The organism is Leucobacter sp. wl10 (assembly GCF_003569785.1).
In the GTDB taxonomy this organism is placed as follows: Bacteria; Actinomycetota; Actinomycetes; order Actinomycetales; family Microbacteriaceae; genus Leucobacter.
Window position 1 is genome coordinate 19,491 of record NZ_KZ983996.1, and the last position, 14,428, is coordinate 33,918.

The window sequence follows — 14,428 nt, forward strand, 5'->3', positions numbered from 1 at the left end:
GGTCCCCGCGTTTTGCCTATGCGAGCCGCTGCTCCAGGTTCTCGTCGATGGTCGCGAGGAACTCCTCCGTGGTCTGGTAGGCCTGATCCGGACCGACGAGCAGCGCGAGGTCCTTGGTCATCCTGCCCGACTCGACGGTCTTGACGACGACGTCCTCGAGGGTGTTCGCGAAGTCGATCAGCTCCTGGTTGCCGTCGAGCTTGCCGCGGTGCGCGAGACCGCGCGTCCAGGCGAAGATCGAGGCGATGGGGTTGGTGGAGGTGGGCTTTCCCTGCTGGTGCTGGCGGTAGTGGCGGGTCACGGTGCCGTGGGCGGCCTCGGCCTCAACGACCTTGCCGTCGGGCGTCGCGAGCACCGAGGTCATGAGACCGAGTGAGCCGAAGCCCTGCGCCACGGTGTCCGACTGCACGTCGCCGTCGTAGTTCTTACAGGCCCAGACGTAGCCGCCCTCCCACTTCATGGCCGAGGCGACCATGTCGTCGATGAGGCGGTGCTCGTAGGTGAGCCCGGCCGCCTCGAACTGCTCCTTGAACTCGGCGTCGAAGACCTCCTGGAAGAGATCCTTGAAGCGGCCGTCGTAGGCCTTGAGGATCGTGTTCTTCGTGGAGAGGTAGACGGGGTACCCGCGCGAGAGGCCGTAGTTCAGCGAGGCGCGCGCGAAGTCGCGGATCGACGCGTCGAGGTTGTACTGCACCTGCGCCACGCCGTCGCCGGGCGACTGGAAGACCTCGAACTTCTGCGGCTCGGAGCCGTCCTTCGGCGTGAACTCGACGGTGAGGGTGCCCTCGCCTTGGAAGCGGAAGTCGGTGGCGCGGTACTGGTCGCCGAAGGCGTGACGGCCGATGATGATCGGCTTGTTCCAGCCGGGCACGAGCCGAGGGATGTTGGAGATGATGATGGGCTCGCGGAAGATCACGCCGCCCAGGATGTTGCGGATCGTGCCGTTGGGGCTGCGCCACATCTTCTTGAGGCCGAACTCCTCGACGCGGGCCTCGTCGGGGGTGATGGTGGCGCACTTGACGCCGACGCCGTGCTTCTTGATGGCGTTGGCGGCGTCGACGGTCACCTGGTCGTCGGTGGCGTCGCGGTGCTCGATGCCGAGATCGTAGTACTCGAGCGTGACGTCGAGGTAGGGGTGGATGAGGCGGTCCTTGATGAACTGCCAGATGATGCGGGTCATCTCATCGCCGTCGAGTTCGACGACCGTGCCTTCAACCTTGATCTTCGCCAACGCTTCTCCCAGTGTCGTGATGTGTGAGCTCGGGGGCGCGCAGCACGGTGGACGCCGCGCGCTGCTTCTCGCGGGATCGGGGCCGGAGCGCCGCTCCCGGTGCAGGGCCCGATGGGGCCGCGCACCAGTCTAGCCGAGAAATGAAGGTGTCTCGACATCGAGATAAATCGCACTCAGGTCCGCTGAGCGAAATCCGGGCCGGGCACCAGGATTGAACCGACATCGGCGAAAGAGGGGTTTCCCGGCTGATCTCGCGAAATCAGCCGGGAAATCCTACTCTCGACGGGCGCGGGCAGAGGGCACAGGAGCGAGCAGGGAGCACGGGCGCGGGAGCTCAGGTCCGGGCGCGGATCCCGAACCCCTCAGGCCGACACCTGCACCCGTGGCCGGTGCCGCTGCACGTGCTCGCAGTAGGCCGTGAGCCGCAGCAGCGAGGCCGCGGCGCGGTCGATCACCACCGTCGCGCACGGGTGCAGCTGCAGCGCGCTGCCCGGATATGCCGCCGCGAACGGGCCTTCGATCATCTTCGCGACCGCCTCGACCCGGAAGCGGCCCGGATGCTACGCTGATCACGCCCAGCGACGGGCACCGGCGACCGGGCAGGTCGCCGTCTCTACAACGGATCGTCCGGCACGTACCTGCCGGTGGAGGAAATCATGGCAACTGTCACGTTCGAAAGTGTCTCCTGCGTCTATCCGGGAGCGGATCGTCCCTCGGTCGACCAGTTCGATCTCGAGATCGGCGACGGCGAGTTCCTGGTGCTCGTCGGCCCCTCGGGCTGCGGCAAGTCGACCACGCTGCGCATGCTGGCCGGCCTCGAGGAGGTCAGCGAGGGCCGCGTGCTCATCGGGGACCGAGACGTCACCGACATACCGCCGAAGGATCGGGACATCGCGATGGTGTTCCAGAACTACGCGCTCTACCCGCACATGACGGTCGCCGAGAACATGGGCTTCGCCCTGAAGATCGCCGGCATCGGCAAGGAGGAGCGCTCGACGCGGGTGCTCGAGGCGGCGAAGATGCTGGATCTCGAGCAGTATCTCGGTCGCAAGCCGAAGGCGCTCTCCGGCGGTCAGCGCCAGCGCGTCGCCATGGGCCGTGCGATCGTGCGCCAACCCCAGGTCTTCCTGATGGACGAGCCGCTGTCGAACCTCGACGCGAAGCTGCGCGTGCAGACCCGCACCCAGATCGCGTCGCTGCAGCGCCGGCTCGGCGTCACCACCGTGTACGTGACCCACGACCAGACCGAGGCGCTCACCATGGGCGACCGCATCGCGGTGCTCAAGGACGGCGTGCTGCAGCAGGTCGGCACCCCGCGCGACCTGTACGAGGCGCCGAACAACGAGTTCGTCGCCGGCTTCATCGGCTCCCCAGCCATGAACCTGCTACCGTCGCGGGTCTCGGAGGCCGGCGTCGCGTTCGGTTCGGCGACCGTGCCGGTGCCGGTGCGCGTGCAGACGCCCGCGGTGACCGCGGGCGTGCGGCCCGAGGACATGGTCGTCGTGGCCGCGGGCGACCCCGGGCTCTCCGTGGTGGTCGACCTGGTCGAGGAGCTCGGCGCCGACGGCTACCTCTACGGGCACACGACCGGCGATGATCGCATCGACGTCGTCGCCCGCGTCGACGGCCGCGTGCACCCGAGCCCCGGCGACGCGGTGACGCTGGCGCCCGCGCCCGACCGCCTGCACCTCTTCGATCCCGGGAGCGGCGCCCGCCTGATCTGACCCGAGCGGGTCCGATCCGCTCCTCGCCCGAGGCGTTGCGCGTCCGACCTCTTTGTCGGTGCGCGTTCTCACGCTAGCCTGGTGAGCATGAGCGCTCTGAGACTGGAAGAACTTTCCGCCGCCACCATCGTCGCAGTGAATCAGCTCGGGCTGAAGCCGGGCCAGGAGCAGTTCGTCACCCCGGTCTCGTACGCCGCCGCCGCAGCGGTCACGCCCGCGCACACCGCGTGGCAGCGCGTGGTGCTCGACGGCGACCGCGTGGTCGGGTTCGTCCACGGCAACTTCGATCCCGATGCTCCGCAGGAGGAGTTCCGCGCGGCGCTGTGGCGCATCAACGTCGACGCCGATGCGCAGGGCAAGGGCGTCGGCACGTTCGCGGTGAACGCCCTCATCGAGGAGGCGCGCCGTCGCGGCGTCGACCACCTCACGGTGCTCTGGGAGCGCGGCGAGGACGGGCCGGAGGAGTTCTTCCTGCACATCGGCTTCAAGCCGGTCGACGAGACGCCCTACGGCGAGGTCATCGGCGTCATCGATCTCAGCGAGTGAGCGGGCCGCGCCCGCTCGGATCGGGTGGGCGCGGCACCCTCGCCTCGGTCGCCTCCTCGTTGCTCTTCGGGGGCGTCTACTTCGTCACGCCGCTGCTCGCGCCGGCCTCCGCCGAGTCGGTCTGGGGCATTCGCACCCTCTTCACCGTTCCGGTGATCGCCGTCGCGCTGCTGGTGATCCGCCAGTGGCATCTCGTGACCGAGGTGGCGCGACGCGTTCGCCGCAGGCCGGTGCTGCTGCTCGGGATCCTGGCCTGCGGTCTGCTGGTCTCGGCGCAGCTGTGGGTGTTCAGCTGGGCGCCGCTGCACGGCCGCGGGCTGCAGGTGGCGCTCGGCTACTTCCTGCTGCCGCTCGTATTGGTGGTGGTGGGGCGGTTCCTGTACGGGGAGCGGCTGGTGTGGTGGCAGTGGGGCGCCGCCGGTGTCGCGGCCGTGGGCGTGGGCTTCGAGCTGTCGCGCGTGGGCGGGGTGTCGTGGGAGACGCTGCTCGTGGCGCTCGGCTACCCGGTGTACTTCGTGCTGCGGCGAGCGCTCGGCATCGCGCACCTGGGAGGCATGTTCTGGGAGTTCGTCGCGCTCGCGCCCGTCGCCGCCGCGTTCTTCTCCTTCGAGGTGGTCGAGGGATCCGCCGCGGCCGCGAATCCCGCGCTGTGGTGGGCGGGGCCGCTGTTCGCGGCGGCTTCGGGGGTGGCGCTCATGCTCTACCTCGCCGCGTCCCGCCTGCTCACGATGAGCCTGTTCGGGCTGCTCAGCTATCTGGAACCGGCGCTGCTGATGGCGGCGTCGATGCTCAACGGGGAGCGCATCGGTCCCGATGAGCTGGTCATCTACGGCGCGATCTGGATCGCGGTGCTGATGCTGATGGCGGGCGGGATCGCGCGGCTGCGGCGTTCCCGCGGCCGACCCTGATGAGCCGGTGCGGGGCACGGCAGTGGACGGGGCGACGGCCCGGGTCGCCGATCCCGCTCCGGCTCCGGGTCAGATCTGCGCCGTCACGGGCCGCCGGTGCTCGGCGGCGCCGTCGAGCAGATCGAGCGCCCGCCGCAGCGCCGTGCTGGAGGTGTGCGCCGTGTACGGGAAGTAGACGACCTCGACCCCGACGCGGGCGAAGCGCCGCTCGAGCCGGAGCCCCTTCTCGGTGCCTCGCCAGTCGTCGCCCTTGAAGAAGTGCGTGAAGCGCACCTCCTCCCACACGTCGAGCTTGTCGGGAACCCGCTCGACGTACACCTCGTCGACGAAGTCGATGTGGCTCACGATCTCCGAGCGCTCCGCGGTCGGGATCACCGGAGAGGCGCCCTTCACGTCGCGCAGCATCTCGTCGCTGACCACACCGGCGATGAGGTGGTCGCACCGCTGCTTGGCGTGGCGCAGCAGGTTGAGGTGGCCGATGTGGAACAGGTCGAATGCTCCAGCCGCGTAGCCGATGCGCTTCATCGACCCCTCCGATCATTTCCGTTCTTCCGACCGCCGTGACCGGGCGCGGTTCCCGGTGGGTAGCCCGCACCCCCCGAGTGGCCTGCAGTTTCAGGGGAGTTCGGCGACTCGAGGGGTGCGGGGGTCTGGGTCATGATCAGTACGCTCCTTCGCGCTGCACCATGACGCGGGCGGTGCGCCACATGATCTGCAGGTCGTTCATCACCGACCAGTTCTCCACGTAGCTGAGATCGAGGCGCACGCTCTCGTCCCAGGACAGGTCGCTGCGCCCGCTCACCTGCCACGGTCCCGTGATGCCGGGCTTGACGTACAGCCGGCGCACCACGGTGCCGTCGTAGGCCGTGACCTCGCCGGGCAGCGGCGGCCTGGGGCCGACGACGCTCATGTCTCCCCGCAGCACGTTCCAGAACTGCGGCAGCTCGTCGAGGGAGATCTTGCGCAGCACACGACCGACGCGCGTCACCCGCGGGTCGTTCCTCATCTTGAACAGCACGCCGGCGCCCTCGTTCCGATCGAGCAGCGACACGAGCCGCTCCTCGGCCTCGACCACCATGGTGCGGAACTTGTACATCTTGAACAGCCGGCCGTCGCGCCCCACGCGCCACTGCGCGAAGAAGACGGCGCCCGGCGAGTCGAGCTTGATGGCGAGCGCCAGAACGGGCGTGATGACCGCGATGAAGGCGAGCGCGAGCACCGCCACGCAGATGTCGAGCCCTCGCTTGAGCAGGTGATAGCCGCCCTCGTAGGAGGGGATGCTGATCTGCAGCATCGGCAGCCCTTCGACGGGCCGGAATGAGATGCGGGGCCCCACCACGTCGGTCAGCTGGTTCGAGAGCACGAGGTTGGCCGCCGTGCCCTCCAGCTTCCAGCTGAGCTCGCGCACGAACGTCGGATCGTGCTCCGGCCGGCTGGCGACGACGATCGTGTCGGCGCCGATCCGCGAGGCGACGGCGGCGACCTGGTCGATGGATCCGTGCACGGGATACCGGCGGCCGCCCACGGTGAGCGGCGCGCGGTCGGCGCCGAAGAGGGTCGCACCGATCACGTGGAACCCCTGGTCGCCCGCTCGCAGCGTGCGAATGACGTACTCGACGTCGAGTCGCTCGCCCACCACGAGCGTGCGAAGCGCGTAGTGCCCGGCGGCGCGCTGCCGCTGCAGCCAGCGTCGCCACAGCCAACGCGAGAGCAGCAGGCCGATCACTCCCCCCGGCAGCGCCGAGAACAGGAGCACGCGCTCGCCGCTCCAGTTGAACGCCAGGGCGCAGATCGCGGTGATCCCGAACGACAGCCACGTCGCGTTGACGACCCGCTGGTATTCTGCGGTGCCGCTGCCGAGGCACTGGCTCTCCCGGCTGCGCACGCCCGCCAGCAGCAGGTACCACAGCGTGACGAGCATCGCACTCGCGATCCACGCTGTGGTCTGCACCTCTCCGAGCACCCGCTGCAGCAGCAGGCTGAGACCGACGGAGACGAGGATCACCGCTGCGTCGGAGAGCCGGAGGCACCAGCGGAACCGGCGCTCCCACCGCCGCCGACGCTCGAGCGTGGGCGAGCGGCGCGGCGAGTGCGCGATGGTTCCGGCGAACCCGTCGAGCCCGGCCTCCACCAGCATGTGCACTCTCCCCTGCGATTCCTGTCCTGAATTGCAGTCAGGTTAAGAAGCGCCGGATCGGGTGAACACAAGGTTACGCAAGCGCTACGCACGGATCCGGCCGTGCTCGGAGCACCGGGGATCGCCCGCCCGATGACGGTCGCTCCCCGTGAATCGCGCTACGTATTCGCCCGCGCTATCGCGCGCCGGTCTCGCGCCTGAACCAGAGCCGGAGCTCGTCGCGGCCGCTCACCCTCAGCTTGGTGAAGACGTGGCGCAGGTGGGTATCGACGGTGCGCACCGAGAGGTGGAACTGCTCGGCGATCCACCGGCTCGAATAGCCGAGGGCCGCCAACATTGAGATCTCGCGCTCTCTCGCGGAGAGCACGTCCGTCTGCGGCAGCGGCATCCAGATGCCGAACTCGGTGAGCCTGCGCGCCGGCGGACTGTCCCAGGCGGATCGGCCCTGAGCCAGCTCCTCGCAGTGCTCGAGCAGCACCACCGCCATCGGCGGCTCGACGATCCCGGCGAGCGCCTGGATGCGCGCCCGATATATGCCGGCCTCCTCGCCGGTCTCGAGCGCGTAGAGGTGCAGCGCCTGCAGCTCGACCGCTTCGAGCTGCTCGCGGGAGGCCCAGGTCGCGAGCTGCAGGCTGAGCGCGGCCACGCCCTCGTCGGCGTTCCACTGGCGGGCCCGCAGGGTCAGCAGGCGCACGTGGCCCGCGAGCACCTGGGAGAGGCCGATCTGCCGGTGCTCGGCGAGCCGGATCGACCGTCGGCTCGCCTCCCGCTCCCCCAGCGCGGCGAGCGCGAGTGCGAGCGTCGCCTCGGCGAAGCCCATGAGACCGTGACGATCGTAGCTCGCCAGGCGCGCCTTGAGCCGCTCGGCCCGCTGCGAGGCGAGCCGCCACTTGCCGTCGGCGATGCTCATCAGCACTGCGCAAGCCTCCACGAGACCGGAGTAGTGGATGTCGGAGAAGGACGACTCGATGAACTCGTGGTAGGCGTGGCGCGCGGCCTCGACGGCGCCCGCGGCCCATGAGGCGACGAAGCCGCAGAAGCGCAGCAGCTTCGTGTTGTCGAGCTGCGGCCGCTCGCCCATCTCCGCGAACGATCCGGCGTAGTCCGCGAGGCGGATCGCCGCCTCGTAGCGACCGCGCTGGCTCAGGATCAGGGACGAGGCCGCCCGGGCCCTCGTGCGCTCCCACTCGATCGGCATGCTCTCGAAGGCTGCGGGATCGGGCGCCAGCTCGGCCGCCTTGCGCAGCTGGCCGGTGGAGGCCAGCAGCATCACCCGCGCGGTGCGGATCGCCTCCAGCACCTTGCCCTCGAAGCCCGCGAACTCCCGCTCGAGGTCTCCGATGATCTCGTCCGCCTCAGCCGCGTCCTCTCGGTCGAAGGCCTCGTGCTCGGCCAGGACGATGCGCAGCTTGGCCTGCAGCATCGGCGACGGGCCGAGAGATCGCCGAGTGCGCTCGACGGCGGTGCGCACGTGCTCGAGCGCCTCGGTGAGCCGCGGGCGGTCGCCGACCAGTCGTGCGATCTGCACGGCTTGCAGCGCCGCCTTCGTCAGCTGGGCGGTAGAGACGTCCGGGTGGGCGGCGACGGCCAGCGCGATGCGCAGCCGCAGCTGCAGCTCGTGCCCGCTCTGCATGAGCCTGAGGGTGTCCCACAGCCAGTTCAGCGGCACCTTGCGGTCGGCGTCGAGGCCCATGGCCACCATGCGGAACAGCAGCTGGGGCGACGTGCGGGGGTCGTCCGAGCCGATCTCGCGCTGCAGGGCGTCGAACAGCTCGTTGCTCACCTCGACCACCCGTGACGGCGACATCTGTTCGCGCACGGCCGCGGTGAGCAGTTGATGCCGCATACCGACGGTGAAGCGGCCCGACGCCCCTGCCCCCATGGAGAGGAGCCCGCGCTCCTTGAGCGTCGCCAGCCGCCCGGGATCGAGCAGCCGGATGAAGGCGTTCTCGGAGATCGGCTCGACATGGGCGATGAGTTCGAGTGTGCGCAGCTCCTCCGCCGTGCAGGTGGTGCGGAGGAACTCCCCGAACTCGGACGGGACGGCCTCGGCGCCTGGCAGCTCGTAGACGACACCGCGCCGCCGCCCGATCAGGCCCTGACGCTCGAGCGCGAGCGCGAGCAGCGTGAGCGACAGGGAGTTGCCGGCCGTGACCCGGTACCAGCGACGCAGGGTGTGCAACTCGATGTGCTCCGCGCCCAGGAGCTGCTCGAGAAAGCCGCCGCTCTCCCTGACGGTCAGCGGCGGCACCACTATCTTCCGCACGCGGGGGTCCCTCGCGACGTGCGCCGCGGCTCCGCTCAGCCGCATCGCCGTCCCCACGATCCGGCTCTTGCGCGAACGCACCAGCTCGTCGAGCATCAGCGTGGCCACGGGCGAGTACTGATCCAGGCCCGGCGCGAGCAGCAGCGGCGTGCCGTCCGCGGCCTCGCGCTCGATCGCCTCGATCAGCCGACGGCTCAGCTCCCGGGGTTCGCCGAGGTCGAGGTGATTGCGGTTCTCCAGCGCGGCGCTTCCGCCGAGGATCTCCGAGAAGTGGTAGCCGAAGTGAGCGGCGACGTCCGTGAGGGGGTTCGAGGGCGGGGCGAGCGGAATGACCGCGACCTTCTCGCCCAAGCGGTCGGCCAGTGCGGCGGCCGCCTCGCGGGCGAGCCGGTTCTTTCCCGTGCCCGACTCCCCGATGAGCAAGGACACGCTGCCGGGCTCGATGAGCGCCTCGGTAACGGCCTCCAGCCGCTCCGGAGTGCTGCTGTGCGTGGAACTCACGGGACGCGGGGGCACTCTTGATACGCCGAGCTCCGTTACCGTGACGTTGTGCAAATCCATACTGACTCCCTCGAAGGATGTCAGCCAGTCCCCCGGCCGACCTCCTGCGAAGCCAGCGGGTCTCCCCACTACTGCCTGAAACTCAATCCAGAGTAGGTGCATAGCTCTCGCCGAAACGAGAGGTTACGCGTTTTCCACTTACGCAAGTCTGCGCCGAGAATTCATGACAAGTCAATCAAAACTTCCGACTTTCACAACCTTGTGATAAGGGTTCGGTCGTTTCCGATTCATCGGATGTTCAGCTTCCCGCAACCGGCGAAGGTCCAGTGCCCGTTCTGGCGCCGGGCCGGCACTTGAATGTCGCAGACAGGCGCGCCGCACCCAGGACACGCTGGGGTTGTTCTTCGCCCACAAGCATGCACGGACCCGGAGATCGAAGAACTGGGGGGCCCAATAGCTTCGGCCTCATGCTCCGACGCGCCGGCGCACGCTGGGAGGCTCGCTTCGAGAGCCTCGAATCCAAGTTTCGACGCGCCCTGCGACAAGCTCGAGATGAAAGTAGACGTAGCCGCCTACGTCGTTGACATGAAGGTTGCGGTCGCGCGAATCGAGGATCCGCCGTCGTCGTTCATCCGGGTCTGAAGTTCGCGGGCTGCCGGGTCGTCCACGGCACGCTCGCTCATTCCGGCCGCCCTTTCCCACCCTCAAGCGGTGTTATCGCGAACCCGCGGCACCACCAACGGAGTTCCGCTCTGCGGGTCGGCGACGACGACCGCAGCTACGCCGAACACGTCTGAGACCAACCGCTCGGTCATCACTTGCACCGGCGCACCCTCGGCAACGATCCGCCCCTGGTCCATAACGATCAGGTGCGATGCATAGCGGGCCGCGTGGTTGAGGTCGTGCAGCACGGTCACGATCGTGCGGCCCGTGCGGTGCAGACGAGCGAAGAGATCCAGCAATTCGAGTTGGTGAGAGATGTCGAGGAAGGTCGTGGGCTCGTCCAAGAGCAAGATGCCCGCCTCCTGCGCCAACGTCATTGCCACCCATACGCGCTGACGCTGCCCACCAGAGAGCTCGTCCACGTATCTGGTGGAGAGGTCGGTGACTCCGGTGGCCTGCATCGCCTCTGCCACCGCCCGCTCGTCTGCGGTCGACCACCGGCTGAACGGGGGCTGATGGGGAAAGCGCCCCCGAGCGACGAGTTCTGCGACTGTGATGCTCTCGGGTGCGACCGGGGACTGCGGCAGCAGACTGATGCGGCGGGCGAGCTCTTTGGGTCGGTAGCGCACGAGATTGCGCCCATCGAGGCTGATCTCGCCCCTCGTCGGCGCCAGCACCCGGGCCAGGCTGCGCAGGAAGGTCGATTTGCCGCACCCGTTCGGGCCGATGATGGCGGTGAACTCCGCGTCGGGGATGTCACTACTGAGCGCGTCGATGACGACTCGATTGTCGTATGCGAGGCTGAGATCGGTGGCGCTGAGTCGCGCTGAGGGGTGCGAATTCATCGTCGAGCTCTCTTTCTCGCGTCGCGGAAAATCAACCAGACCAGGTAGCAGCCCCCCAAGCTCACGGTGACCACCCCGACAGGGAGAACGAGGTCGCCGCCGAAGGCGTGCTGGGCGATGATATCGGCAGAGGCCAGCAGCAGAGCGCCGGTTACCGCCGAAGGAAGCAGGCTCACTGAGGGGGTACCGGTCAACCGGCGGGCGATCTGCGGCGCCGACAGCGCGACGAAGGCGACCGGTCCGATCACGGCGGTGACGATCGCCGTGATCCCCACTCCGCACACGATGAGCATGAGGCGGGTCCGCTCCGCGCGGATCCCGAGGCTGTGTGCCGTATCGTCACCCATCTCGAGCAGCTGCATGCGCCGCCACATCAGACCGGCTGCGCTCAGCGGTGCGACGAGCAGCACGAATGCCGGGAGGATACGATCCCACTGCACGCCGTTCAGGCTGCCCATGCCCCACACCGCAGCAGATACGGCCACCTCGAGGCGCGCGGTGAGCAGAATCCAGGTGTTCACCGACGACAGTACGGCTGCGATCGCGATTCCGACGATGATGATCCCGAAACCACCCGAACGGGTGCGAAAGGCCACCAGGTAGACCACGGTGGCGGTCAGTGCGCCGCCAACGACCGCGCCGAAGGCGGTGACCGCGAATGATCCTCCCAGAAACACGATCGCCAGCAGCGCCCCGGTGTAAGCGCCGGTGGAGAAGCCGATGACGTCAGGCGACCCCAGGGGGTTGCGGGTGAGCGATTGAAAGATCGCACCTGCCGCTCCCAGCGCCGCGCCGAACACGACCGCTGCGCTGACCCGCCCGAGCCGCCACTCGACCACCACGACGCGCGCCATCCCGTCGCCCCGAGCGAGCAACGCCTCGATCACATCTTCTGGGGGCACGACGAACCGCCCGATCGAAAGCGAGACGACGAATACGATGAGAGTCGCGATCGTGAGCGCTAACGTGAGCGCGACCGCCCGCATCGACACGATGGTCGAGAATCTTCCATAGCGCACGCCGCGGATGGTGCCGGCGAACCGCACCCCGGCACCGCGGGGGTATCGATCCGCGCTCACTGCGCTTGCTTTCTGCGATAGAGCAATACGACCAGAACCGGAGCACCGATGAAGGCCGTCACGACACCCACCGGCAGTTCTCCCGGTGTCACCACGCGGCCGATCACATCGGCGACCAGCACCAGCGTTGGCCCCAGCACCGCGCTGTACGCGAAGATCCAACGATGGTCGGGGCCGACGATCCAACGGGCTACGTGCGGCATCATGAGGCCGACGAAGCCGATGGGCCCCGCGATGGCGGTCGCTCCTCCGGCGAGCAGGGTGATGGCGAGGATGCCGAGGATGCGGGTGCTGCGAACGCGGGCGCCCAGCGAGGCGGCCAACGATTCCCCGAGAGCGAGCGTGTTGAACGAGCGCGCGACAGCAAGTGCGAGCACGAACCCTCCGGCGACGTAGGGGATCACCGGTGCGGTAACCGCGAGCGAGCGCGACGAGAGCGAGCCCGCGCTCCACGAGAGCATCTGTTCGAATGCGTCGGGGTTGAGGATCGAGAGCGCGGAGGTGAACCCGCCGAGCACCGCTCCTACCGCGACGCCGGCGAGCACGAGTTGCGCGCTGGAGGGGTTGAGCGCTGTCGAAGCGCTGAGCATGTAGACCAGCGCGGTCGCGATCATCGCGCCTGCGAACGCGAAGACGATGTACTGCTCGACCGAGCGCACCCCCAGCAGGGCCACGGCGATCGCGACGAGAAACGCGGCGCCCGCGTTGACGCCGAGTATGCCGGGGTCGGCGAGCGGGTTGCGCACCAGGGCCTGGATCACCCCGCCGGCAACAGCCAAAGCGAGACCCACCACGATCGCGGCGAGCGTGCGCGGCACCCGGATCTCCCACAGCACGATCGTGGTCTCCGCGTCGCCAAGGCCGACCATCGCGTTCCATACCTGGGCGGGGCTCAGCGGTGCGGCGCCGACGGCGAGGCTCAACACGACCGAGAGCAGCAGTGCGACGCCCGCGAGCGCGAACCCTCGCCGACGCCCGATGCGACGGTCGCCGCCCGCCCGGGAGCGAACCCGGGCCGGCACCGCTTTCTCGGTGGTCGACGAGCGCATCCTCACCCGGTTACGAGGTGGCGAGGCACTCGCGCACATCCTGCGCGACGATCTTCGCGGCCGACGGGCCCGCGAGAATCCAGGCGGCCTGGTTCTCGCTCACGCAGACCTTGTCATTTTGCACTGCGGGCAGCGCCCTCCACAGCGACTGCTGCTGCAGGCTCTCGTACGCCTCCGTACTGTCGATGAAGGCGATGATGGTATCGGCATCGAGCACACTGAGCTGTTCGGCCGGGATCACCGACCATTCGTCGTTCTCGGACGCAACGATCGGCCCCGGCAGCTTGATGCTGCGCAGCCCCTGCAGCACGCCCGCGCTCACCAGGCTCTCCGGCAGGTAGTGGCGCACCTGGTCGGCGCGCACGCGCAGCGGGATCACCGTCTGGCCCTTGTTCGCGATGTCGGCGTCGAGATCTGCGACCATCTCGTCGAACGACGCGATCACCGTGTTCGCTTTGTCCTCGCGCCCGGTGAACCCGGCGATCGCGGCGAGGTGCTCTCGCCAGTCCGAGCGGCCCTCTGCGTTGAGGGAGTCGTACGCGGCGACCGGGGCGATCGATTCGAATGTCTCGAGATTGTTCTCGATGCTCTCGTCGCCGATGATGAGGTCGGGCTTGAGCGCGGCGATCGCTTCGAAATCGGGTTCGTCATCGGTGCCGATCAACGCCATGTCTTTAGGCGCTTCGGCGGCGAGGTAACCCGGAAGGCCGCTGCCGCCGCCCCAGTAGGTAGTGCCGACCGGCTCGATGCCGAGCGCGAGCGCCGTGTCCAGGGCGTTCGTTCGCACAATCACGATCCGTTGCGGATCGACCGGCACCTCTTTGTCTCCGAACACGGTCTGCACCGTGCGCGTCGCGGATTCGGCTGAAGGCGCATCACCGCTCGGCACCGCTGCGCAACCGTTGAGGAGCAGCATCGCCGCAAGTGCCAGGGAGACTGTCGGGAGCGAGAACTTCATCTGCGGGGCCCTTCGGAACAAAAAGAAGAGGGGCCGTTCGGCACCCCCTTCGGTCGATACTGAGCCGAGCCTACCGCGATCGGCCCGGTGCGGTTGGAAGCCCGATGGTTCTGGGCCAAGCCGCTGAGCCTACCACCTCAATGACGTCGGCATGCGATGCGGCAGGCGACGCAGCGGAGGCCGCTGAGGCCTCGCGACCAATCGGATCGACGCCACCGGGGCGACCCACGCCGGGCCCTAACTCAGCGCGCGCATAGTTAACAATTAGAAACAACCATTCACTACGACGCAGCCTTCCTCTAGAATAGAAAAGTTCGTCACCTGCGCCACTTTCGGCGTTGCGGCGATTGACGGAGATGCAGCGGGTCACGCTCGCACTTGAGTAGCGCTGATAAGAGAAAAAGTATGTTCGGCCGGCAGACAGGGGGAATGTGACGTGAGGATGACGGTGAGCAACCGCCCGGGTGCTCGTGGTCGAACATATCGCCGCTCAGAAACCTCGCAAACCGATCCCATATTCG

At 68.3% G+C, this 14,428-nt stretch carries 12 protein-coding genes; 3 read left to right on the top strand and 9 right to left on the bottom strand.

Going from position 1 to position 14,428, the window contains the following annotated elements; genetic code table 11:
* Nucleotides 1-16: 16 nt before the first annotated feature.
* Nucleotides 17-1,231: an NADP-dependent isocitrate dehydrogenase gene (locus D1J51_RS10375; RefSeq protein WP_119075127.1), complete on the bottom strand. Its 1,215-nt coding sequence runs from the start codon at nucleotides 1,229-1,231 to the stop codon at nucleotides 17-19.
* A gap of 362 nt (nucleotides 1,232-1,593) precedes the next feature.
* Nucleotides 1,594-1,755 carry a hypothetical protein gene (locus D1J51_RS17925; protein ID WP_162903765.1) on the bottom strand — a complete coding sequence of 54 codons (162 nt, stop codon included), beginning with the start codon at nucleotides 1,753-1,755 and terminating at the stop codon, nucleotides 1,594-1,596.
* Between the two features lie 132 nt (nucleotides 1,756-1,887).
* On the opposite strand from D1J51_RS17925, the gene D1J51_RS10380 reads away from it, so the two are divergent.
* The 3 genes from D1J51_RS10380 (at nucleotide 1,888) to rarD (ending at nucleotide 4,409) form a co-directional block, all read left to right on the top strand.
* Nucleotides 1,888-2,955 carry an ABC transporter ATP-binding protein gene (locus D1J51_RS10380; protein ID WP_119075128.1) on the top strand — a complete coding sequence of 356 codons (1,068 nt, stop codon included), beginning with the start codon at nucleotides 1,888-1,890 and terminating at the stop codon, nucleotides 2,953-2,955.
* Nucleotides 2,956-3,042: 87 nt separating this feature from the next.
* Complete coding sequence (locus tag D1J51_RS10385) at nucleotides 3,043-3,501, top strand: GNAT family N-acetyltransferase (RefSeq protein WP_119075129.1); 459 nt, start codon at nucleotides 3,043-3,045, stop codon at nucleotides 3,499-3,501.
* A complete protein-coding gene (rarD, locus tag D1J51_RS10390) occupies nucleotides 3,498-4,409 on the top strand; it encodes an EamA family transporter RarD (protein ID WP_119075130.1) in 912 nt (303 codons plus the stop codon). Before D1J51_RS10385 ends, rarD begins: the two co-directional genes overlap by 4 nt.
* Nucleotides 4,410-4,478: 69 nt before the next feature.
* On the opposite strand, the gene D1J51_RS10395 is transcribed toward rarD, so the two are convergent.
* From D1J51_RS10395 to D1J51_RS10425, 7 genes are all read right to left on the bottom strand, one after another.
* The gene (locus D1J51_RS10395) at nucleotides 4,479-4,934 is read right to left on the bottom strand and encodes an FAD synthase family protein (protein WP_119075131.1); all 456 of its coding nucleotides are present in this window, start codon (nucleotides 4,932-4,934) and stop codon (nucleotides 4,479-4,481) included.
* Between the two features lie 136 nt (nucleotides 4,935-5,070).
* Nucleotides 5,071-6,546, bottom strand: a complete 1,476-nt coding sequence (locus D1J51_RS10400; RefSeq protein WP_119075214.1) for a sugar transferase — start codon at nucleotides 6,544-6,546, stop codon at nucleotides 5,071-5,073.
* Between the two features lie 175 nt (nucleotides 6,547-6,721).
* Nucleotides 6,722-9,313, bottom strand: coding sequence for a helix-turn-helix transcriptional regulator (locus D1J51_RS10405; protein ID WP_119075132.1), 2,592 nt, complete (start codon nucleotides 9,311-9,313; stop codon nucleotides 6,722-6,724).
* Between the two features lie 704 nt (nucleotides 9,314-10,017).
* Nucleotides 10,018-10,821: an ABC transporter ATP-binding protein gene (locus tag D1J51_RS10410; RefSeq protein WP_119075133.1), complete on the bottom strand. Its 804-nt coding sequence runs from the start codon at nucleotides 10,819-10,821 to the stop codon at nucleotides 10,018-10,020.
* Nucleotides 10,818-11,900 (bottom strand): FecCD family ABC transporter permease, encoded by a 1,083-nt coding sequence (locus D1J51_RS10415; RefSeq protein ID WP_205547863.1) that lies wholly within the window; start codon nucleotides 11,898-11,900, stop codon nucleotides 10,818-10,820. Before D1J51_RS10415 ends, D1J51_RS10410 begins: the two co-directional genes overlap by 4 nt.
* Nucleotides 11,897-12,949 carry a FecCD family ABC transporter permease gene (locus tag D1J51_RS10420; protein ID WP_119075216.1) on the bottom strand — a complete coding sequence of 351 codons (1,053 nt, stop codon included), beginning with the start codon at nucleotides 12,947-12,949 and terminating at the stop codon, nucleotides 11,897-11,899. The genes D1J51_RS10415 and D1J51_RS10420 overlap by 4 nt, the downstream gene beginning before the upstream one ends.
* Before the next feature lie 10 nt (nucleotides 12,950-12,959).
* Complete coding sequence (locus D1J51_RS10425; RefSeq protein WP_119075134.1) at nucleotides 12,960-13,907, bottom strand: ABC transporter substrate-binding protein; 948 nt, start codon at nucleotides 13,905-13,907, stop codon at nucleotides 12,960-12,962.
* Nucleotides 13,908-14,428 lie beyond the last annotated feature (521 nt).